The organism is Stenotrophomonas sp. 99219_Sma, from assembly GCF_056480785.1.
The window spans coordinates 1,053,767-1,072,210 of the sequence record NZ_CM151117.1; the positions used below are offsets into that span (position 1 = coordinate 1,053,767).

At 67.5% G+C, this 18,444-nt stretch carries 23 protein-coding genes; 6 read left to right on the forward strand and 17 right to left on the reverse strand.

The annotated features are described in order from the left end of the window. Positions 1-266: 266 nt before the first annotated feature. The 10 genes from rapZ to ACZK13_RS04900 all read right to left on the reverse strand — a co-directional run bounded on the left by rapZ (position 267) and on the right by ACZK13_RS04900 (position 8,003). Positions 267-1,151, reverse strand: coding sequence for an RNase adapter RapZ (gene rapZ / locus ACZK13_RS04855; RefSeq protein ID WP_032130190.1), 885 nt, complete (start codon positions 1,149-1,151; stop codon positions 267-269). A gap of 27 nt (positions 1,152-1,178) precedes the next feature. Further along, complete coding sequence (gene hprK, locus ACZK13_RS04860) at positions 1,179-2,129, reverse strand: HPr(Ser) kinase/phosphatase (RefSeq protein WP_005408388.1); 951 nt, start codon at positions 2,127-2,129, stop codon at positions 1,179-1,181. Continuing rightward, positions 2,126-2,578 carry a PTS sugar transporter subunit IIA gene (locus ACZK13_RS04865; protein ID WP_032130191.1) on the reverse strand — a complete coding sequence of 151 codons (453 nt, stop codon included), beginning with the start codon at positions 2,576-2,578 and terminating at the stop codon, positions 2,126-2,128. The genes hprK and ACZK13_RS04865 overlap by 4 nt, the downstream gene beginning before the upstream one ends. Positions 2,579-2,599: 21 nt before the next feature. Further along, positions 2,600-2,917: a ribosome hibernation-promoting factor, HPF/YfiA family gene (hpf, locus tag ACZK13_RS04870; RefSeq protein WP_004147311.1), complete on the reverse strand. Its 318-nt coding sequence runs from the start codon at positions 2,915-2,917 to the stop codon at positions 2,600-2,602. 58 nt (positions 2,918-2,975) lie between these two features. After that, entirely contained in the window at positions 2,976-4,400 is a 1,425-nt protein-coding gene (locus ACZK13_RS04875; protein ID WP_125894152.1) for an RNA polymerase factor sigma-54, read from the reverse strand. Between the two features lie 39 nt (positions 4,401-4,439). Then, positions 4,440-5,159, reverse strand: coding sequence for an LPS export ABC transporter ATP-binding protein (gene lptB / locus ACZK13_RS04880; RefSeq protein ID WP_049400688.1), 720 nt, complete (start codon positions 5,157-5,159; stop codon positions 4,440-4,442). Next, complete coding sequence (lptA, locus tag ACZK13_RS04885; protein ID WP_049462882.1) at positions 5,159-5,710, reverse strand: lipopolysaccharide transport periplasmic protein LptA; 552 nt, start codon at positions 5,708-5,710, stop codon at positions 5,159-5,161. Before lptA ends, lptB begins: the two co-directional genes overlap by 1 nt. 104 nt (positions 5,711-5,814) lie before the next feature. Beyond that, positions 5,815-6,390: an LPS export ABC transporter periplasmic protein LptC gene (lptC, locus tag ACZK13_RS04890; RefSeq protein WP_071228064.1), complete on the reverse strand. Its 576-nt coding sequence runs from the start codon at positions 6,388-6,390 to the stop codon at positions 5,815-5,817. Next, positions 6,387-6,935 carry a KdsC family phosphatase gene (locus tag ACZK13_RS04895; protein WP_049398160.1) on the reverse strand — a complete coding sequence of 183 codons (549 nt, stop codon included), beginning with the start codon at positions 6,933-6,935 and terminating at the stop codon, positions 6,387-6,389. Before ACZK13_RS04895 ends, lptC begins: the two co-directional genes overlap by 4 nt. 66 nt (positions 6,936-7,001) lie before the next feature. Beyond that, a complete protein-coding gene (locus ACZK13_RS04900) occupies positions 7,002-8,003 on the reverse strand; it encodes a KpsF/GutQ family sugar-phosphate isomerase (protein ID WP_049421533.1) in 1,002 nt (333 codons plus the stop codon). 54 nt (positions 8,004-8,057) lie between these two features. On the opposite strand from ACZK13_RS04900, the gene ACZK13_RS04905 reads away from it, so the two are divergent. Genes ACZK13_RS04905 through ACZK13_RS04915 form a run of 3 tightly spaced genes read left to right on the forward strand, consistent with a single transcriptional unit; the run spans position 8,058 to position 9,907 of the window. After that, positions 8,058-8,288, forward strand: a complete 231-nt coding sequence (locus ACZK13_RS04905) for a BolA family protein (RefSeq protein ID WP_005408396.1) — start codon at positions 8,058-8,060, stop codon at positions 8,286-8,288. A gap of 21 nt (positions 8,289-8,309) precedes the next feature. Beyond that, a complete protein-coding gene (murA, locus tag ACZK13_RS04910) occupies positions 8,310-9,581 on the forward strand; it encodes a UDP-N-acetylglucosamine 1-carboxyvinyltransferase (RefSeq protein WP_125894155.1) in 1,272 nt (423 codons plus the stop codon). After that, positions 9,578-9,907 (forward strand): hypothetical protein, encoded by a 330-nt coding sequence (locus ACZK13_RS04915; protein WP_032130368.1) that lies wholly within the window; start codon positions 9,578-9,580, stop codon positions 9,905-9,907. Before murA ends, ACZK13_RS04915 begins: the two co-directional genes overlap by 4 nt. Positions 9,908-10,022: 115 nt before the next feature. Here the strand turns inward: ACZK13_RS04915 and ACZK13_RS04920 are convergent, their stop codons facing one another. From ACZK13_RS04920 to purM, 7 genes are all read right to left on the reverse strand, one after another. Then, the gene (locus tag ACZK13_RS04920; protein WP_010483632.1) at positions 10,023-10,706 is read right to left on the reverse strand and encodes a DUF3108 domain-containing protein; all 684 of its coding nucleotides are present in this window, start codon (positions 10,704-10,706) and stop codon (positions 10,023-10,025) included. Positions 10,707-10,708: 2 nt separating this feature from the next. Then, positions 10,709-11,533, reverse strand: coding sequence for a DUF3108 domain-containing protein (locus ACZK13_RS04925; RefSeq protein WP_032130367.1), 825 nt, complete (start codon positions 11,531-11,533; stop codon positions 10,709-10,711). A 67-nt stretch (positions 11,534-11,600) separates the two neighbouring features. Next, positions 11,601-12,260 carry a phosphoribosylglycinamide formyltransferase gene (gene purN, locus ACZK13_RS04930; protein WP_125894159.1) on the reverse strand — a complete coding sequence of 220 codons (660 nt, stop codon included), beginning with the start codon at positions 12,258-12,260 and terminating at the stop codon, positions 11,601-11,603. Then, positions 12,257-12,919: a DUF2238 domain-containing protein gene (locus tag ACZK13_RS04935; RefSeq protein ID WP_478482315.1), complete on the reverse strand. Its 663-nt coding sequence runs from the start codon at positions 12,917-12,919 to the stop codon at positions 12,257-12,259. Before ACZK13_RS04935 ends, purN begins: the two co-directional genes overlap by 4 nt. Positions 12,920-12,960: 41 nt before the next feature. After that, positions 12,961-13,383 carry a hypothetical protein gene (locus tag ACZK13_RS04940; protein WP_032130364.1) on the reverse strand — a complete coding sequence of 141 codons (423 nt, stop codon included), beginning with the start codon at positions 13,381-13,383 and terminating at the stop codon, positions 12,961-12,963. Beyond that, entirely contained in the window at positions 13,380-13,868 is a 489-nt protein-coding gene (locus ACZK13_RS04945; protein WP_180838130.1) for a hypothetical protein, read from the reverse strand. The genes ACZK13_RS04940 and ACZK13_RS04945 overlap by 4 nt, the downstream gene beginning before the upstream one ends. Positions 13,869-13,890: 22 nt before the next feature. Then, complete coding sequence (purM, locus tag ACZK13_RS04950) at positions 13,891-14,949, reverse strand: phosphoribosylformylglycinamidine cyclo-ligase (protein ID WP_180838131.1); 1,059 nt, start codon at positions 14,947-14,949, stop codon at positions 13,891-13,893. 99 nt (positions 14,950-15,048) lie between these two features. Here purM and ACZK13_RS04955 point away from each other — a divergent pair, with 99 nt between their 5' ends. Genes ACZK13_RS04955 through hda form a run of 3 tightly spaced genes read left to right on the forward strand, consistent with a single transcriptional unit; the run spans position 15,049 to position 18,061 of the window. Then, positions 15,049-16,188 carry a DUF2066 domain-containing protein gene (locus tag ACZK13_RS04955; protein WP_032130361.1) on the forward strand — a complete coding sequence of 380 codons (1,140 nt, stop codon included), beginning with the start codon at positions 15,049-15,051 and terminating at the stop codon, positions 16,186-16,188. Next, positions 16,185-17,354 carry an AI-2E family transporter gene (locus tag ACZK13_RS04960; RefSeq protein ID WP_253144181.1) on the forward strand — a complete coding sequence of 390 codons (1,170 nt, stop codon included), beginning with the start codon at positions 16,185-16,187 and terminating at the stop codon, positions 17,352-17,354. The genes ACZK13_RS04955 and ACZK13_RS04960 overlap by 4 nt, the downstream gene beginning before the upstream one ends. Then, the gene (gene hda, locus ACZK13_RS04965; RefSeq protein ID WP_032130359.1) at positions 17,354-18,061 is read left to right on the forward strand and encodes a DnaA regulatory inactivator Hda; all 708 of its coding nucleotides are present in this window, start codon (positions 17,354-17,356) and stop codon (positions 18,059-18,061) included. Before ACZK13_RS04960 ends, hda begins: the two co-directional genes overlap by 1 nt. The last annotated feature ends 383 nt before the right edge of the window (positions 18,062-18,444 follow it).

Genomic DNA, 18,444 nt, shown 5'->3' on the forward strand with positions numbered 1-18,444 from the left:
GCAGCAGATGAGGGGCACTGTATCCCGTATTCAGCGTTGCTCGGGTCAGAGCCCATTTCCGTTGGAAAAGGATCCGACCCCATCCGTTTTTCGATGCCTGACCGGGACTCATCCACGCATGGCGTGGATCTACCGTGTCGACCAAGGTCGACACCCACCAACAGCACACCGCCTCGCCATCCCAGGGAATGCCGCTTTTGCTTTTGCTGTTGCCGGCCAGCGGCCGGCACTACCCGCGGGTGCCGGGCGCAGCCCGGCCGCACCCCTCAATCCTGTTCGCGGTGGTAGGTCGCCACGTCTTCCCAGCCCATCTCGCGGGCATGCCGGGCCAGGCGCTCGGCCAGGAACACCGAACGGTGCTTGCCGCCGGTGCAGCCGAAGGCCACGGTCACATAGCTGCGGGTGCCATCCCCCAGCTTCGGCAGCCAGGTATCGAGGAAATCCATCAGCTGGGTCAGGTAGCGCTGCACGTCCGGCTGCGCTTCCAGGTAGTCGCGCACGCCCGGTTCGCGGCCACTCAGCGCACGCAGATCCGGGTCCCAGTGTGGATTGGGCAGCACCCGCGCATCGAACACGAAGTCAGCCTCGGCCGGCACGCCGCGCTTGTAGGCGAACGATTCGAACAGCAGCGACAGGCCGGTGGCATGGTCCATGGTGAACTCGGTGATGATCCGCCGCCGCAGCTGATGCACGTTGAGATTGCTGGTATCGATCACCGCATCGGCCTCGCGGCGCAGCGGTGCGGTCAATTCACGCTCACGCGCGATCGCTTCGGGCAGCGACAGGCCCAGCTGGCTCAGTGGATGGCGGCGGCGGGTGTCGGCGTAGCGTTTGAGCACGGCCTCGTCGCTGGCCTCGAAGAACAGCACCTTCACTTCCACGCCGGCATCGGTGGCCAGCTGCCGCCAGTCGCCCAGCTGGCTCAGGTCGGCCTGGCCGCGCACGTCGATGCCTACGGCAAGGCGGCGTGGTGCGCTGCCGTCGTGGTTGGCCAGCAGGCTGCGCACGAAGTCGGGCAGCAGATTGATCGGCAGGTTGTCCGAGCAGTAGTAGTCCTGGTCCTCGAAGGTCTTCAGGGCGACGGATTTACCCGAGCCGGACAGGCCGCTGACGATGATCAGGGTCGGGGCGGAGGGGGTGACGGTGCTCATGGACAGGCTCTTCGAAGGACAGGGGAATCAGGGTGTTCGCCGTTCCAGCAGGTTGCTGTGGCGGGCGATGAACATGGCTGCCGGGTCGATGCCCTTGGTGCGCAGGATGTGCAGGCGGGTCGCGGCCTCGGTCAGCACGGCCAGGTTGCGGCCGGGCATCACCGGCAGGGTGATCAGCGGTACATCCAGGTCCAGCACATGGCGGGTGCCCGAGTCGCCGGTCAGGCGCTCGTAGCCATGCGGGGTGGGTTCGGTCATCGGCTTGGTCAGGTGGACGATCAGCCGAAGGTACTTGTTCTTCTTTACAGCCGTGTCGCCGAACATCTCGCGCACATTCAGCACGCCCAGGCCGCGCACTTCCAGCAGGTCCTGCAGCAGTTCGGGGCAGGTGCCATCGAGCACGTCGGGCGCGATCTGGGTGAATTCGGGCGCATCATCGGCGACCAGGCGGTGGCCGCGGCTGAGCAGCTCCAGCGCCAGTTCGCTCTTGCCCGATCCGGCCTCGCCGGTGATCAGCACGCCGATGGAATAGATCTCCATGAACACGCCATGCAGGATGACCCGCGGCGCCAGCGTACGGGCCAGGTGGTAGGACAGATGGTTGAGCAGTTCGTGGCCGCGCTTGGGTGACAGCCACAGCGGCGTGCCGGATTCATCCGCGGCGGCGCGCAGGTCTTCCGGGCAGGCCTGGTTGCGGGTCAGCACCAGCGCCAGCGGGTGCGACTGCATGATCTTTTCGATGGTCTCCCAACGCTGGCGTGGTTCCAGCGCATCCAGCCAGGACAGCTCTTCGGTGCCCAGGATCTGCACCTTGTTGGGGTAGATCGCATTGAGATAACCAGCCAGCGATGGACGCCGCGAGACCGTGTTGCCGGCCTCCAGCTCGCGCTTCTCGCCGGACTTGCCGGCAGCCCAGCGCAGCCCCAGCCGCTCGCGCTGCTGTTCGAACAGTTCACGGGCGGTGATGCTGGTATTCATGCGGCACTCGCAGGTGGGGTCATGTCCAGCGCCTCGCGCAGCGCCCGGGCATCGCCCGCTTCGCGCAGGGCCTGGCGGATGTCGGGCGCCGAAAACAGCTCGGCCAGCTCGGACAGCAGCATCAGGTGCTGGTGGGTGTAGTGGGCGGGGACGGCCATGGCGAACACCAGGTCCACCGGCTCGTCGCCACCGAAGTCGACCGGGGTGGCCAACCGCAGCAGGGCGCCGCGGGGGCGGTCCAGGGTTGGCGCGCGGCCGTGGGGAATGGCGATGCCGTGACCGATCGCGGTGCTGCCCAGCGCTTCGCGCTGACACAGGTTCAGATAGATCTGTTCGGCGTTGGCCTGGCGGCAGGCCAGCAACCCGGCGGCGGCCTGCAGGACGCTGTCGCGGTCGGTGGCCGTGCAGAGCTGGGTCTGCACGGCCGCCAGGAGGTCAGTCAGGGGCATGTCTGCGGGGAACGGTGGCGATCAGCCACCATTGTCGCCCACCGGCAGCGGTGCGTGCTGCTGTTTTTTCTCCTTGTGCTTGATCACCAGACGGTCAAGCTTGTCCGCAAGCAGGTCGATCGCGGCATACATGGTCTGGGCATTGGCCTCGGCGTGCAGGGTCTGGCCGGGAATGTTGAGGCTGGCGTCGACGTGGTGTTCGGTCTTCTGCAGCTTGAGGGTCACCCGCGCTTCGCAGTGCTGGTCGAAGTGTTTGCCGATCCGGGCCAGCTTCTCCTCTACATAGGACTGCAGGGCCGGGGTGACTTCGACATCTTTGCCAAACGTTTCGATGCGCATCGGGTTTCTCCTGTGTTCGGATGTGCCAATGAACCTCTCCGCCGGGCGCGGCGGCGCGTCAAGCGATTCTGACCCTTTCGTGCGAGGCGGAAATGTTCATGGCTTCACGATACTTCGCCACGGTGCGTCGCGCTACTGGAATTCCCGACGATTTGAGCAGGTCAGCCAGCTTGGCGTCAGAAAGCGGCTTGCGTGGGTTCTCGTCGTCGATCAGGCGCCGGATCATCGCCTGGATGGCCGTGCTGGACGCCTCGCCACCGCCCTCGGTATCGATGCCCGAGGCGAAGAAGGCGCGCAGCGGCAGGGTGCCGCGCGGGGTACGCACGTGCTTGCGGGCGATCGCGCGCGAGACCGTGGATTCGTGCAGGCCGAGCTCGGTGGCGATCTCGCGCAGGGTCAGTGGACGCAGCGCCTGCTCGCCGAATTCGAGGAAGCCGGCCTGCTGCAGGATCAGGCTGCGTACCACCCGCAGCAGGGTTTCGCCACGCTGCTGCAGCCCTTTCAGCAGCCAGCGCGCTTCCTGCAGCTGGGCACGCAGGTAGCCGGCATCGGCGTCGCCACAACGTCGGATCAGCTGTTCGTAGCCGCGGTGGATCACCACCTTCGGCCCGGCATGCGCGGCCAGCGCTGCGCGCCATACGCCGTTCTGCCGCCACACCACCACATCCGGCACCACGTAGGTGTCCTGCGACAGCGGTGCGATCTGCGTGCCCGGGCGCGGGTCCAGCGAGCGCAGCAGGGTGACTGCCGTCTCGACCTCGTCCAGGGGCTGTTTCAGTTCATGGGCCAGCCCGGCGACGCCGCTGCGCGGCAGCCGTTCCAGCGGGCCTGCGGCAATCTGTCGCGCCAGCACCAGGCCGGGCGTGTCACCGGCCAGCACATCCAGCTGCAGCAGCAGGCATTCGCCCAGCGTGCGTGCAGCCACACCGACCGGATCGAAACGCTGGATGCGATGCAGCACGGCGAGGATCTCGTCCTCGTCGGCGTGGATCGCCGGCAACAGGGTTTCGGCGATGCCGGCCAGCGGCTCGCGCAGGTAACCGTCGTCGTCCAGCGCATCGATCAGTGCGGCACCGATACTGCGATCACGCGAGGACAGATGCGACAGATGCAGCTGCCACAGCAGATGGTCGGCCAGTGTTTCGGTTTCGGCTACGCGCTCGGCGGCGCTGCCGGTGTCGTCGTCATCGTCGAAGCTGCCGCCGCTGCCGGCCGCGCTCCAGTCCAGTTCGGCCGGTGCCCAGTCGTCACCAGCATCGGTACGTTCTGCGGGGGCGTCACCGTCGTTGCCATCGCTGCCTTCGTTGCCGGCGCTGCTGCTGTCACTGCTGTCGGCCCAGTCCAGCAGCGGATTGCTTTCCACCGCCTGGGCGATCTCCAGCTCCAGCTCGGTGGTGGACATCTGCAGCAGCTTGATCGCCTGCTGCAACTGGGGCGTGAGCACCAGCTGCTGTCCCAACGATGTCTGCAGCCGAGTCTTCATGCCTGTGCCGAAGGGAAGGAGAGGAACCCGGCGACTGCTTCACAGCTTGAAGGAATCCCCGAGGTAGACGCGACGTACATCGGCGTTGTCCAGGATCGCTTCCGGCGAACCCTGGGCCAGCACGCTGCCCTCGGCGAGGATATACGCGCGGTCGCAGATACCCAAGGTCTCGCGCACGTTGTGGTCGGTGATCAGCACACCGATGCCACGCTGCTTGAGATGGGTGACGATGCGCTGGATCTCGCCGACGGAAATCGGGTCGACGCCGGCGAACGGTTCGTCGAGCAGGATCAGGCGCGGCTGCGCGGCCAGGGCACGGGCGATCTCGCAGCGGCGACGTTCGCCACCGGACAGGCTGGCGCCGAGCTGGTCGGCGACGTGGCCCAGCTGCAGTTCGTCGAGCAGGCTGTTCAATTCACGCTCGCGGCCAGCCGAATCCAGGCCCTCGCGCAGCTCCAGCACCAGGCGGATGTTGTCGGCCACGGTCAGCTTGCGGAACACCGACGGCTCCTGCGGCAGGTAACCCACGCCCTGCTTGGCCCGGGTATACATCGGGTCGCCGGTGATGTCCTTGCCGTCGAGCACGATGCTGCCAGCATCGGCGGCAACCAGGCCGACGATCATGTAGAAGCAGGTGGTCTTGCCGGCGCCGTTGGGGCCGAGCAGGCCGACCACTTCACCGGCGTCGAGGGTCAGCCCGAAGTCCTTGACGACTTCGCGTTGCTTGTACTTCTTGCGCAGGCCCTTGGCGACGAGCATTACTTCCTGCTCCCGGCCGGCTGTGCCGGCGTGGTGGCCTTGGGCTGTGCCGCAGGTGCGGCCGGGGTCTTGTTCTTCGGCGGGATGACGGTGCGCACGCGGCTGCCGTCACCACCGGAGTTCATTTCGCCGGTGCGGGTGTTGTAGATCATGCGCTGGCCGGCATTGGTGCCGCGCGCGCTGGTGACCTTGTAGTTGCCGGTCAGGGTGATGATCTCGGTCTTGATGTCGTAGTCGATGCGATCGGCCAGCGCGTCCATCCAGGTGCCATCATCGAGCTGCTGCTTCATCTTGGCCTGCTTGCCGGTGAACACCACACGCACCGCTTCGCCGTCCTTGAGGTAGATCTCGGCCTCGGACGAGCGCAGGTCCAGCGTGCCCTGGGTGATGATCACGCCCTGCGACAGCACGGTCTTGCCGTCGCCGGTGAGCATGCCCGACTGGGCGCCGGAATCGATGTGCATGTCTTCGTTGCGGTCGGTGGACTTGGCGAAGGCGGCGCTGGGGACAAGAAGACCAAGCGCGAGTACGGCGGCAAAGGGAATCTTCATCGGGGTCCGTTCTACCGGTGGGGGCCTCCCGGGTGGACCGGGGGCGGGCGGGTGGGGCTGCCGGCCTTGCGCCTGTCCGGAGACGTCGCAGGCTGGCGGCGGAATCAGCGTTTGGGCGTGTAGCGGCCCTTGGACTGGCTGAGGAAATGATACGTGTTGTTCTTCGAATCCACTTCGAAGCCGACGCCGGACTGTTCCATGCCCGGGCGGGTCATGGTCACCAGGGCGTCGGTGCGGGCGCGGTTTTCCTTCGGGAACACGTCCAGATGATCGGTGCGGAAGGTGGTCGGCACCGTGCCCGGGCCGACCGGGCTGTCGCCGGCGACATTGCCGCGCAGCTTCATCTCGTCGCCCTTGGCGCTGAGCCAGCCGGTTTCGGCACGCAGGGTCCAGTGCCTGCCATCCTTGTCCGGCATCTCGAACAACGGCGTGGCGATGTTGATGGTCTGGTCACCGCGCTGGCGTTCCAGCAACGGCGCACGCAGCGTGGTCGATTCCTTGCCTTGCTCATCCAGGGCGACGATCTGGAAGTCGTGCAGGATGTAATCCACGCCCACTTCCTGGCCGCCACTGGCTGGCCCCTTGTCGCGGTTGCGCAGCGCCGCCCAGCTGCTCAGCAGGGCGGCCAGCAGCAGGCCGATGCCGAGCAGGGTGCGCCAGTTCACGGTCGGCAGGTTCATGCGCCGAACCTCGCCAGCACCGCATCCACATGCCCCTGCGCGGCCAGCAGGATGTCGCACAGCTCGCGCGCGGCGCCACGCCCGCCATCGGCACGGGTCTGCCAGTGCACGCGCTCGGCGATCCACGGATGGGCGTTGGCCGGCGCCACCGCCAGGCCGACCGCGCCCAGCGGCGCCAGGTCCGGCAGGTCATCGCCCATGAAGGCCACCTGTTCCAGGCCGATGCCATGCTGCGCGCACAGCGCCTGCACGCTGGCCAGCTTGTCGCCTACGGCGATCTGGGTGTCGATGCCGAGGTCGGCGCCGCGCTTGAGCGCGGACTGGCTGTTGCGCGCGGTGATGAGCACGGGATGGATGCCGTGCTGCTGCAGCAGTTTCAGGCCCAGGCCATCCTGCACGAAGTACGCCTTGCTCTCGTTGCCGTCCTTGTCGTAGTACAGCCGACCGTCGGTGAGGGTGCCGTCCACGTCGAAGCAGGCCAGGCGGATACGGGCCGCGGCGGCATGCAGGTGGGCAGGGAAGGCGGGCAAGGGGGACCAGGGCATCAGGGCGGCAGGCTCGGTGGGTTCGGGTGGGGCAGTACAGACTGAATGGGGTCTACGGACTGTCGGTTAAACCACCCGGGCCCGCAACAGGTCATGAATGTTCAGGGCGCCGACCGCACGCCCCTGGCCATCGACCACGATCAGGCCGGTGATCTTGTGGGTCTCCATCAGCCGGGCCGCCTCCACCGCCAGCTGGTCGGCGCCGATGGTGCGTGGGTTGCGCGTCATCACATCGGCGATCTTGGCGGTGCGCACGTCCAGCGCGCTGTCCAGCGCGCGGCGCAGGTCGCCGTCGGTGAACAGGCCGATCAGCACGCCGCCGGCATCGACCACGGCGGTCATGCCCAGCCGTTTGCGGCTCATCTCCATCAGCGCTTCACTGAGACTGGCGTCGGCGCCCACGCTGGGCAGATCGTCGCCGGTGTGCATCACGTCGGTGATGTGCAGCAGCAGGCGGCGGCCGAGGCTGCCGGCCGGGTGTGAACGGGCGAAATCGTCGGCGGTGAAGCCGCGTGCGTCGAGCAGGGCCACGGCCAGCGCGTCGCCCATCGCCAGCGAGGCGGTGGTGCTGGAGGTCGGCGCCAGCGCCAGCGGACAGGCCTCGGCCGGCACGCTCACGTCCAGGTGGATGTCGGCGGCGGTGGCCAGGCTGGACTGTGGGCGCCCGGTCATGGAAATCAGCACGTTGCCCTGGCGCTTGAGCACCGGCAGCAGCATCAGCACTTCGTCCGACTCGCCCGAATAGGACAGCGCCAGCACCACGTCGTCCTCGGTGATCATGCCGAGGTCGCCGTGGCCGGCTTCACCCGGGTGCACGTAGAACGCCGGCGTACCGGTGGACGCCAGGGTGGCGGCGATCTTGCGGGCGATGTGCCCGGACTTGCCCATGCCGGTGGCGACCACCCGGCCGCGGCTGGCCAGGATCGCCTGGCAGGCCTGCTGGAACGCCTCGCCAAGGCGGTCGGCCACGGCGTCCAGCGCCTGCCGCTCGATCTCGAAGACGCGGCGGCCGCTGGCGACCAGGCCGGCAGGGTCGACGGAACGGGGGGGCAACAGGGATTCGGCCATGCGGACGCCACGCAGCGGAAGTAGAATGGAGGCACATTTTATTAGGAAAGCCCGTTGGACGCCGACACCATCCGCAATCTGATCGAAACCGGCCTGCCCGGCGCCCGCGCCGACGTGCAGGGCGACGATGGCGTGCATTTCGAAGCGACCGTGGTCTGCGAGGCCTTCGCCGGCAAGATGCCGCTGGCCCGCCACCGCATGGTGTATGCCACGCTGGGCGACCTGATGGGCGGCGCGATCCACGCGCTGGCGCTGAAAACCGTGACCCCGGCCGAAGCCGGCTGAACCGCAGAAGATCCCGAATACATGGCCAAGATCGTTGTGACCGGCGGCGCTGCGCTGCACGGTGAAGTGAGCATCTCCGGCGCCAAGAACGCCGTCCTCCCCATTCTCTGCGCGACCCTGCTGGCCGATGCGCCGGTGGAGATCACCAACGTGCCGCACCTGCACGACGTGGTCACCACGGTGAAGCTGCTCGGCGAGCTGGGCGCCAAGGTCACCATCGACCAGGGCACGCTGTCGCGCGGCAGCGCGATCGTGGTCGACCCGCGTCCGGTCAACCAGCACGTCGCACCGTATGAGCTGGTCAAGACCATGCGCGCCTCGATCCTGGTGCTGGGCCCGCTGCTGGCCCGCTTCGGCGCCGCCGAAGTGTCGCTGCCGGGCGGCTGCGCGATCGGCTCGCGACCGGTCGACCAGCACATCAAGGGCCTGCAGGCGCTGGGCGCCGAGATCGTGGTCGAGAACGGCTTCATCAAGGCCACCGCCAAGCGGCTGAAGGGGGGCCACTTCACCTTCGACATGGTCAGCGTCACCGGCACCGAGAACGTGCTGATGGGCGCGGTGCTGGCCGAAGGCACCACCATCCTCGACAACTGCGCGATGGAACCGGAAGTGACCGATCTGGCGCACTGCCTGATCGCGCTGGGCGCGAAGATCGAAGGCCTGGGCACTGCCCGGCTGGTGATCGAAGGCGTCGAGCGCCTGTCCGGCGGCCGCCATGAAGTGCTGCCCGACCGCATCGAGACCGGCACCTTCCTGGTGGCCGCAGCGATGACCGGTGGCAAGGTCACGGTCAACCGTGCGCGCCCGAACACCATGGACGCGGTGCTGTCCAAGCTGGTCGAAGCCGGTGCGAAGATCGAGACCACCGACGACAGCATCACCCTGGACATGCAGGGCAAGCGGCCGAAGGCGGTCAACCTGACCACCGCGCCGTACCCGGCATTCCCGACCGACATGCAGGCGCAGTTCATGGCGCTCAACTGCGTGGCCGACGGCGTGGGCGTGATCAACGAAACGATCTTCGAGAACCGTTTCATGCACGTCAACGAACTGCTGCGCCTGGGCGCGGACATCCAGGTCGAAGGGCATACCGCCATCGTGCGTGGCAACGAGCACCTGAGCGGCGCGCCGGTGATGGCCACCGACCTGCGCGCCTCGGCCTCGCTGATCCTGGCCGGCCTGATGGCCAGCGGCGAGACCACCATCGACCGCATCTACCACCTTGATCGTGGCTACGAGAACATCGAAGAGAAGCTGTCTTCGCTCGGTGCCACCATCCGGCGCGTGCCATGATCCTGCGCGGCAAGTTCAGCCCGCGTCGCAAGGCGCTGCTGGCGCTGGTGCTGATCGTGCTGGCGTGGCTGGGCTATGCCTGGTACGCCAACATCGCCATCACCCAGGGCATCGAGCAGAAGGACATGGACTGGAACGGCGATGGCACGGTCTCGCGTGATGAAATCATCGAGTCGTTCTATGCGGTCGCAGTGAACGACAGCCAGGACGGCAACCGTCATTGCCGCACCTTCGTCTGGCGCAGCACCGGTGAGCAGATCCGCGTGGACTGCCGGACCGAGTTCAAGCCGGCCGAGGAACAGAAACCGGCTGAAGCGAAGAAATAAGAAGACGCCCGCGAAAGCGGGCGTTTTCTTTGGGGTACACCCATCCACGCATGGCGTGGATCTACTTCAGGTTTCCAGTAGATCCACGCCATGCGTGGATGATGTGGATCTCCCGTCAGTTCATCGCCTTGATGGTCAGGTCCAGCGCATCGCGGCCGCTCTCACGCTGCAGCATGCGCGCCGGCACCGGGAATTCCGGCACGATCCAGGCGATCAGCTCCTTGTTGCCGTCGGCGCGCGAGACCTTGGTGGCCTCGTAGCTCTTGCCGCCCACGGTGATCGATTCCTTGCCGATCACACGGTACGTCATGTTCTTGATGCGGCCTTCGTCGACCATGCGATAGGTCAGCGGCTTGCCCGCCGCCAGGTCACGGGCGATCGCCAGGTTGATCAGCAGCGCGTCCATGTCACCGGCTTTCAGCGCAATCGGGCCAGCGCGATCCGGCTTGATGTCACCGGTCCAGGTGGCCTGGTTGCTGGTCCAGTTGTAGTTGGCCTGCACGTTGCGCTTCTTCACCAGCAGCGCCGAACGGTCCTGGCTGCTGAGCGGGCGCAGCTGGCCACGCACTTCCTCGAACACCGTGCTCTGGCTGAGGTCGGCCAGCTGGTTCTTCACCTGCAGGCTGTAGCGCCACTTGTTGCTGCCTTCGCTGGCCAGGGTCATGGTGCCGTTGGCCTGCATGCCCATGTAGCTGGCCAGGTAATCGGCCTTGAACGGTTCCAGCGCCATGGCCGGCAGGCTGGCCACGGTCAGGGCAGCGGCTGCGATCCAGGTGAGGGGGCGGGTCAGGGTATTCATGCTCAGACTCCTTGGTATTCGATCAGGCGCAGATCGACGCGGTCTTCGCCGTCTTCGCGTTGCAGGATGCGCACCGGGGTGGGGACACCGTTGGCGATCCAGAGAATGGTTTCGTTTCTGCCACCGTTGGTCCGGTAGACCCGCAGTGCGTTGTAGGACAGGTCGCCGACCTCGACGTTCTCGGTCTGCGGCGCGGCCTGGTAGTCGTGTTCGCGGACCTTGCCCATGTCCACGTAGCGGTAATGCATGGAGGCGCCTGGACGCGCATCGCGCATGATCGCCAGGTTGATCAGCAGCGCGCTCTGGTCGCCCGGCTGCAGCGGGATCGGCTGCGCGCGTTCCTTCTTGACGTCACCGGTCCATTGCGCGGTGCCGGCCTGCCAGTTGTAGGTGCCGACCGCCTTCTTGCCCAGGAACAGGCCCTTGCGCACCGTGCTCTGGCTGAGCGGCGCATACACGCCGCTGCGCTCCTCGAACACCGTGCTCTGTTCGATGTTCAGGCCCAGCACGCTGGCAAAGCCGCGGCGGCCGACCACCTGCATGTCCACCCGCCACTGGCTGCCGCCGGTGTGGGTGACCTGCATGCTGGCATCGCCCGCTTCCTTGCCCTTGTAAAAGGCCTGGTAGGTGGCGCTGAACGGTTGCAGCGGCGGTGGCTCCCAGGCCAGTGCCGGTGGCATCGGTACGGCCGGCGCATCGGCTGGCGGCTGCGCTGCGGGCACCGGTGCCGGCGGGGTGGCGGGCGCCTGTGCCTGGCCCCAGCCCACGCCGGGGAACACGGCAAGCGACAACAGCAATGGAGTGGACAGCAGGGTCGTGGTCTTCATGGAGGACAGGGACCGCAGGAGGGGGCAGGATGCCAGCCCCGCAGTCAGCGGGGCGTGTGCATGGGGACTACCGGTTCAGGTTCCCGGCGGAATCTAGGGCCAACGGGCTAAACAGGGGGTGACCGTCCAGTTGCGGCTGGCCCTCCCGTTCAGCCAGGCGGCCGGCGCACAACAGCTGCAGGGTAGCGATCAGCAGCGGATGCTCCACCGCCAGCACGCGCGCGGCCAGGCTGTCGGCGTCATCGCCGGGCAGCACCGGCACCCGCACCTGCGCCAGCACGGCGCCCGCATCCAGCTCGGGCACGACCAGATGCACGCTGGCACCGTGCTCGGCGTCGCCCGCCTGCAGCGCCCGTGCGTGGGTGTCCAGGCCCTTGTGCAGCGGCAGCAGCGATGGATGGATGTTGACCAGCCGGCCATTGAAGCGCTGTACGAAGGCCGCGCCGAGGATGCGCATGTAGCCGGCGCAGACGATCCAGTCCGGTTGTACTGCGGCCAGCGCATCGCCGAGCGCCTGCTCGTAGTTGGCGCGGTCGCTGAAGGACTTCGGTGCATGCGCCCAGCGCAGGTTCGGTGCGACGCGCTGCAGGGCCTCTGCGGCGGGGCGGTCGGAAAACACGCCGACCACCTCGGCGGGCAGTCGGCCGTCGGCAATGGCATCGAGGATGGCCTGCAGGTTGCTGCCGCGACCGGAGGCGAGCACGGCAATGCGGGTGGTCGCGGTCACTGCTGGGCGCTCCGGCGGATCAGCGGCCAGATCAGCAGGCTGCCGAGGGTGGCCATCAGCATGTCGGCGTGCGCGTCCCACATGTCGCCCTGCTGCCCGTTGTAGGCCTCGGCAGCATCCGGTGACAGCGCCACCGCGATGGCCCACTCGAACCATTCGTAGACCAGGCTGGCACACATCACCGTCATCACCGCCAGGGTGAAGGCCTGGCCCAGGCGCAGCGCCGGCCACGCATGACGGGCAAGCTGCAGCAGCGCAGGAGTGAAGCAGACGCCGAACAGGAAGTGGATGAGGCGATCGAAATGGTTGCGCTGCCAATCGAAGGCCGCATTCGGCGACCAGCCGCTCAGCGTCTGCGCCCAGGCGTCGTAGGGCACGTTGGAATACAACCAGCGCGCGGCCACGCAGTGCAGGGCGATGAAGCCGCAGATCGCGATGAAGGCACCGTTGCCCAGCCAGCCGCCGCGACGGTCGACCCACAGCAGCGCGGCCAGCCCGATCACGGTCAGGGTGCTGTGCAGGGCCTGTTCGGTAGGCCACAGCGGGTGGACCCAGCTGACTGCGAACACCGCCAGCACGGCGGCAAAGGCCAGCTTCTTGGGGCCCGAGAAACGGTGGGTGGTGGGCGAAGCGGACGTGGGGAGGGCAGGCGCGGACATGGGAAATCGATCAGGAAAGGACGGGGCGTCTGCCGGCAGGTTCAGACACTGAGGTGGTCGCCGCGGTCGAACAGCGCGGCCATGTCAGGTTTGGACAGGAACACCCAGGCATAGGCGGCCAAGGCCATGCCCAGCGGGCCGGCCAGTACGCCCAGCCACGCCGCGCGCCGGCACCAGGCCAGCCCGGTGCGATGTGACAGCTGGCGCGCGGTATACAACTGCACGAACCCCAGCACGGCCGCCAGCACGGCGATGGACGCATAGACCGTGGTCAGCATCCAGGCATCGTCCAGCCCGCGCGAGTGGGCCACCCATCCGCTGAGGCCAAGAAACGCCACTGTGGCGAACCAATGGAAGCCGGCCAACGCGTAGAACAGCACTTTCAGCGTCTGCAGATGGCTGGTCAGCTGCAGCTGCGCCAGGGTCTGATGCGGCAGCGGCGGCGGATTGCCGGAGGCGGTCATGCGGGCGTGGCGGGAAGGTCGAAGGCGGCCTTCACCTGCGGGCGCAGCAGGGTGATCAGGCTGAACACCCCCAGCACCGTGCCGACGGGGGTGAACAGGCAGGCCAGGCCGGCCGCGATCAGGCACAGCAGGTAGCGGCGTCTCTGGGCCAGGCAGCGGCCGGCATAGGCGACGAACGCGCCCAGGGTGACGCCACCGAATACGGCGACGCAACCGATGAGGGTGAACATCCAGCCGAACAGGCGCTGTTCGGCCGGCGACGACGGCTGGCCGCCGGAATTCATCGGCAGGTTGCCGGTGAGCGCGGTGATGCCCAGCACGATGTGGATGATGAAGATCAGCGAGAACAGCACGATCAGGCCGCCGACCACGTAGTGCGCGATGGCCAGCATGCGCAGGTGGTCGGCATCCTGCGCGTTGAACACCGGTACCGTCGCCAGCGGCGGCGGCACGGGGGCGGGCGACAAGGGGGGCGTTGCGTCCATGCGGGCTCCTGGGTTGTCGGGATCAGGCGATGTGGACGCGCTCGGCGCCTTCGGCGGTGACCACCTGGCCGATGGTCCAGTGCTCCAGGCCCTGCGCCTTGACCGCATCGGATACCGCGGCCACCTGGTCCGGCGCCACGATCAGCACGAAGCCGATACCGCAGTTGAAGGTGCGCCACATCTCGCTGTCGGCGACCGCGCCTTCCTTCTGCAGCCACTGGAACACCGGCGGCAGGGTCCAGGACGAGGCCTGGATGTCCAGGCCGAGGCCGTCGGGCACCACGCGGATGATGTTCTCGGTCAGGCCGCCACCGGTGATGTGGGCCATGCCGTGGATGGCCGCGCCGTGCGACTTCAGCAGCGACAGGATCGGCTTCACGTACAGGCGGGTCGGCGCCATCAGCGCATCGACCAGCTTCACGCCGCCTTCCAGCTCCAGCTCGGCCGGGCGGCCGGCGCGGTCGTAGATGCGGCGCACCAGCGAGTAGCCGTTGGAATGCGGGCCGGACGAAGCGATGCCGATCAGCACGTCGCCGACAGCCACGCTGGCGCCATCCTTCAGCTCGCTCTTCTCGACCGCGGCGACGGTGAAGCCGGCCAGGTCGTACTCGCCCGGGGCATACATGTCGGGCATTTCAGCGGTTTCGCCGCCGATCAGCGCGCAGCCGGCCTCGGTGCAACCGTTGGCGATGCCGCCCACGACCGCTGCGGCGGTGTCGATGTCCAGCTTGCCGGTGGCGAAGTAGTCCAGGAAGAACAGCGGCTCGGCACCCTGCACCAGCACGTCGTTCACGCACATGGCGACCAGGTCGATGCCGATCGTATCGTGGCGGTTCAGCTGGTGGGCCAGCTTCAGCTTGGTGCCCACGCCGTCGGTACCCGACACCAGCACCGGCTCGCGGTACTTGTTGGACAGGTCGAACAGGGCGCCGAAGCCGCCCAGGCCGCCCATCACTTCCGGGCGGAAGCTGCGCTTGACCAGGGGCTTGATCCGCTCGACCAGTTCGTTGCCGGCGTCGATGTCGACACCCGCGTCACGGTAGGTGAGGGGGGAGGGGGCGGAAGACGGGGTGTTGGTCACGGGCGTCGGCGCTGGCAGGGGTTGAACGGGCGATTTTAACAGGCCGCATTGGCGCAAAGGCCGTATTCGGGCAACAATTCCCCCGGATACGTCGAGCCAATGGATGTCCTGATGCGCCGCAGCCTGATTCTGACCCTGCTCCTTGCGCTGAGCCTGCCGGTGGCCACGATGGCCCAGAGCGGCCTGCGCACCGAGGGTGATGTTGCCACCGCCACTGGCGCGTACGAGGCCGAAGTGCCCGTCAACAGCCAGGCCGAAGCCGACCGCAACGGCGCCCTGGCCCGCGCCTTGAGCGTTGTACTGGGCAAGTTGTCCGGCGATCGCAGCGTGATGTCGCGCCCTGGCGTGGCGCAGGCGCTGCGCAATGCCAAGGATTACGTGGCCAGCTACGACTACAAGCAGGACCAGAGCGTGAGCGCCAGTGGCGCCCCCAGCTTCCGTACCCTGCTGGTGGCCCGCTTCCGCGAGGACGATGTCGATTCGCTGGTGTCGGCGCTGGGCCTGCCGCTGTGGCCGCAGCCGCGACCGAAGCCGGTGCTGTGGCTGGCCGTCGATGACGGCAGCGGTCCGCGCCTGGTCAGCGTGCAGCAGGCCAACGCCGCCCGCCCGTTGCTGAACCGCGCCATCGAGCGCGGCTACAAGCTGGGCCTGCCCAGCGGTGGTGCCGCCGAACAGGCGCTGGCCGGTGCCATCTGGCGCCAGGACAGTGCCGCCGTGGCCCGTGCCTCTTCGCGCTACTCGCCGCCGATGCAGCTGATCGGCAAGCTGTACCGCGCCAATGGCGGCTGGCAGGCGGACTGGGTGTTCGTCGACAACGGCCGTGAGCTGAACAAGTGGACCAGCAAGGACGCCAACGCCATGCGCGCGATGGCCGCCGGTGCCGATGGTGCCGCCGATGCGCTGGTCAAGCGCTATGCCAAGGCCGGCGCGGCCGTCGGCCAGGCCGGCACCTATCGGGTGGTGGTCACCGGCATCAACAGTGCCGACGACTACCTGCGCCTGGCTGCCGGCCTGCGTGAGGTGCCGGTGGTGCGCAACGTCACCCCGCTGCACGCTTCGGCCGGCCAGCTGGAGCTGAGCCTGGAGATGACCACCGGCCTGGCCGGCTTCAACCGCATGCTGGGCGACAACGGCGTGCTGGTGCCGAGCGCACCGCTGCCGGCCCTGCCGACGCCGATCGACGACACCACCGGTGCCCCGGTCGCTGCGCCGGTCAGCAACGAGTACCGCCTGCGATGAACCTGACCCCGGAAGCGGAAATCGCGCAGTTCCTGCGCCGCCTGAAGTACATCCTGTTCGCCGGCCTGATCGGCTGGGTGGTGTGGTTGCTGGCGCCGATCCTGACCCCGTTCGTGCTGGCGCTGGCGCTGGCCTGGCTGGGCGATCCGCTGGTGGACCGCATCGAGGCCACCGGCCGTTCGCGCATGACCGGCGTGGTGCTGGTGTTCGCGGCGATGGTGCTGGTGATCGTGGCGCTGCTGCTGGTGCTGGTGCCGATGATCGAGCGCCAGATCACCACCCTGATTGCGGTCGCGCCGCAGGCACAGGCGTGGCTGATGGAAAAGGGCATTCCCTGGTTCGAGCAGAAGACCGGCCTGGAAGTGATGCAGTGGCTGGACCCGGACCGCCTGATCGAATGGGTGCGCAGCCACTGGCAGCAGGCCGGCGGCTTCGCCACCACGTTCATGGGCTACGTCTCGCGTTCGGGCTTTGCGATGGTGACCTGGGTGGTCAACATCCTGCTGCTGCCGATCCTGGCGTTCTACTTCCTGCGTGACTGGGACAAGCTGGTCGAGCGCGTGGCGTCGGTGATTCCGCGCAACCAGATCGGCACCATCAGCGCATTGGCGCGTGAGTCCAACGAGGTGCTGGGCGCCTTCATCCGCGGTCAGTTCCTGGTGATGCTGGCGCTGGGCGTGATCTATGCCGGCGGCCTGTCGCTGGTCGGCCTCAAGCTGGGTCTGCTGATCGGCCTGATTGCCGGCCTGATCAGCTTCATTCCCTACCTGGGCGCGACCACCGGCATCCTGATGGCGGTGGTCGCCGCACTGGTGCAGGCACAGGGCTTCGACCTGAAGCTGCTGATCCTGGTCGGCGTGGTGTTCACCGTGGGCCAGCTGCTGGAAAGCTACGTACTGACCCCGCGCATCGTCGGCGACAAGATCGGCCTGCACCCGGTGGCAGTGATCTTCGCGGTGATGGCCGGCGGCCAGCTGTTCGGCTTCCTCGGCATGCTGCTGGCGCTGCCGGTGGCAGCGGTGACCAACGTGCTGCTGCGCTACGCGCACCAGCGTTATCGCCAGAGCGAGCTGTACGTGGGTGAGAGGCCGGCGATCGTGCTTGATGGCGTGGTCGATGCCCCCCATATCATCATTCCGAACGACAAGGGCCCCGACCTGAAGTGATGGGTGTGCCGCAACTGCCGCTGGCCCTGCATTACCCGCGGGACCAGCGCCTGGAGACCTTCATCGGCGCGCCGGACGGCGCGCTGGCGCAGCTGCGCGCGATCGCGGTGGGTGCCAGCCACGATTGGGTCTATCTGGAAGGTGCGGCGGGCACGGGCAAGACCCACCAGGCACTGGCGATGTGCTCCAGCGCCGAGCAGGCCGGGCGACTGCCGACCTACGTACCGCTGGCCAGCGCCGCCGGCCGCGTACGCGCGGCGTTGGATGGGCTGGAGGCGCGCGAGCTGGTGGCGCTGGACGGCCTGGACGAGGTGGCCGGCAACCGCGAGGACGAGATCGCGCTGTTCGATTTCCACAACCGCGCGCGCGCTGCGGGCGTGACCGTGCTGTACACGGCGCAGAAGGCGCCGGAAGAACTGGGCCTGGTACTGCCCGATCTGCGTTCGCGGCTGGGCCAGTGCGTGCGTGTGCTGCTGCAGCCGCTGGATGAGGAAGGACGGGCAGCGGTGCTGCGTGAGCGCGCGCTGCGGCGTGGGCTGGCGATCGACGAGGCCTCGATCGAGTGGCTGCTGTCGCACACCGGTCGCGAGCTGGGTGGATTGATCACGCTGCTGGACTGGCTGGACCGCGAGTCGCTGGCGGCGAAGCGGCGGATCACCGTGCCGTTCCTGCGCCAGGTGCTGGAAGAAGGCCGGCCGCGTTACTGAGGGTGGGGTTTGCTTTGCAGGGCTGCGCCCTGCACCCGCCGAAGCCGAAGCAACGTCAACGTCAACGTCAAAAGCGGGCTATCCGTGGGATGGCGGGGTGGCTCAGGTTGCGGGGGACGGCGCAAGTACGTCCATGTAGCCTCGGTCGCGCCATCCATGGCGCTCACGCCCCCGCAACCTGAGCCACCCCGCCTTCGACAGGTTCCCGCGATCTGCCGGGACTGCATACTGCACTGCTGTTGGTGGGTGTCGACCTTGGTCGACACGTGTCTTGCTTGTGGTAGGTGACGACCGTTGGTCGTCACCAGAGCGAGCGCAGCGACGCGACCCGCGTTTGCTTTTCTTTCTTTCTTCCGTGGCTGGACGCCCACGGAAACTGTCAG

Excerpts from the sequence above, each read along its gene's own strand:
- rapZ (WP_032130190.1), bottom strand. The coding sequence starts at position 1,151 with ATGAGCACCGTCACCCCCTCCGCCCCGACCCTGATCATCGTCAGCGGC.
- hprK (WP_005408388.1), bottom strand. The coding sequence starts at position 2,129 with ATGAATACCAGCATCACCGCCCGTGAACTGTTCGAACAGCAGCGCGAG.
- ACZK13_RS04865 (WP_032130191.1), bottom strand. The coding sequence starts at position 2,578 with ATGCCCCTGACTGACCTCCTGGCGGCCGTGCAGACCCAGCTCTGCACG.
- hpf (WP_004147311.1), bottom strand. The coding sequence starts at position 2,917 with ATGCGCATCGAAACGTTTGGCAAAGATGTCGAAGTCACCCCGGCCCTG.
- ACZK13_RS04875 (WP_125894152.1), bottom strand. The coding sequence starts at position 4,400 with ATGAAGACTCGGCTGCAGACATCGTTGGGACAGCAGCTGGTGCTCACG.
- lptB (WP_049400688.1), bottom strand. The coding sequence starts at position 5,159 with ATGCTCGTCGCCAAGGGCCTGCGCAAGAAGTACAAGCAACGCGAAGTC.
- lptA (WP_049462882.1), bottom strand. The coding sequence starts at position 5,710 with ATGAAGATTCCCTTTGCCGCCGTACTCGCGCTTGGTCTTCTTGTCCCC.
- lptC (WP_071228064.1), bottom strand. The coding sequence starts at position 6,390 with ATGAACCTGCCGACCGTGAACTGGCGCACCCTGCTCGGCATCGGCCTG.
- ACZK13_RS04895 (WP_049398160.1), bottom strand. The coding sequence starts at position 6,935 with ATGCCCTGGTCCCCCTTGCCCGCCTTCCCTGCCCACCTGCATGCCGCC.
- ACZK13_RS04900 (WP_049421533.1), bottom strand. The coding sequence starts at position 8,003 with ATGGCCGAATCCCTGTTGCCCCCCCGTTCCGTCGACCCTGCCGGCCTG.
- murA (WP_125894155.1), top strand. The coding sequence starts at position 8,310 with ATGGCCAAGATCGTTGTGACCGGCGGCGCTGCGCTGCACGGTGAAGTG.
- ACZK13_RS04915 (WP_032130368.1), top strand. The coding sequence starts at position 9,578 with ATGATCCTGCGCGGCAAGTTCAGCCCGCGTCGCAAGGCGCTGCTGGCG.
- ACZK13_RS04920 (WP_010483632.1), bottom strand. The coding sequence starts at position 10,706 with ATGAATACCCTGACCCGCCCCCTCACCTGGATCGCAGCCGCTGCCCTG.
- ACZK13_RS04925 (WP_032130367.1), bottom strand. The coding sequence starts at position 11,533 with ATGAAGACCACGACCCTGCTGTCCACTCCATTGCTGTTGTCGCTTGCC.
- ACZK13_RS04935 (WP_478482315.1), bottom strand. The coding sequence starts at position 12,919 with ATGTCCGCGCCTGCCCTCCCCACGTCCGCTTCGCCCACCACCCACCGT.
- ACZK13_RS04940 (WP_032130364.1), bottom strand. The coding sequence starts at position 13,383 with ATGACCGCCTCCGGCAATCCGCCGCCGCTGCCGCATCAGACCCTGGCG.
- ACZK13_RS04945 (WP_180838130.1), bottom strand. The coding sequence starts at position 13,868 with ATGGACGCAACGCCCCCCTTGTCGCCCGCCCCCGTGCCGCCGCCGCTG.
- ACZK13_RS04955 (WP_032130361.1), top strand. The coding sequence starts at position 15,049 with ATGGATGTCCTGATGCGCCGCAGCCTGATTCTGACCCTGCTCCTTGCG.
- ACZK13_RS04960 (WP_253144181.1), top strand. The coding sequence starts at position 16,185 with ATGAACCTGACCCCGGAAGCGGAAATCGCGCAGTTCCTGCGCCGCCTG.
- hda (WP_032130359.1), top strand. The coding sequence starts at position 17,354 with ATGGGTGTGCCGCAACTGCCGCTGGCCCTGCATTACCCGCGGGACCAG.